This is a genomic window from Vibrio splendidus, from assembly GCF_002873455.1.
In the GTDB taxonomy this organism is placed as follows: Bacteria; Pseudomonadota; Gammaproteobacteria; order Enterobacterales; family Vibrionaceae; genus Vibrio; species Vibrio splendidus_J.
On sequence record NZ_MCUN01000014.1, the window covers coordinates 104537 to 104888 of the forward strand.

Genomic DNA, 352 nt, shown 5'->3' on the forward strand with positions numbered 1-352 from the left:
TGTTTCACTTCTGAGTTCGGCATGGAATCAGGTGGGTCCATAATGCTATGGTCGTCAAACAAATTCTGTTGTTAACTTGATGAATCAAATCAACTAAATAATGGTGCTGATACCCAGACTCGAACTGGGGACCTCACCCTTACCAAGGGTGCGCTCTACCGGGCTGAGCTATATCAGCAAATTGAAAATCGTTAAAAACGATTCTCTAAATTTAAAGCCTGGCGATGTCCTACTCTCACATGGGGAAACCCCACACTACCATCGGCGCTATTGTGTTTCACTTCTGAGTTCGGCATGGAATCAGGTGGGTCCACAATGCTATGGTCGCCAAGCAAATTTTAAAATTCGGAAA

Annotated in this window: 1 tRNA gene and 2 rRNA genes (1 of these 3 only partly in view); all 3 read right to left on the bottom strand. The window is 44.3% G+C overall.

The window, feature by feature from the left end:
* Nucleotides 1–59: ribosomal RNA gene (gene rrf, locus BCU75_RS14940) — 5S ribosomal RNA — on the bottom strand (it extends 86 nt beyond the left edge of the window).
* 42 nt (nt 60–101) lie between these two features.
* Nucleotides 102–178 (bottom strand) — tRNA-Thr (locus BCU75_RS14945).
* A 38-nt stretch (nt 179–216) separates the two neighbouring features.
* Nucleotides 217–332 (bottom strand): 5S ribosomal RNA (gene rrf / locus BCU75_RS14950).
* Between the last annotated feature and the right edge of the window lie 20 nt (nt 333–352).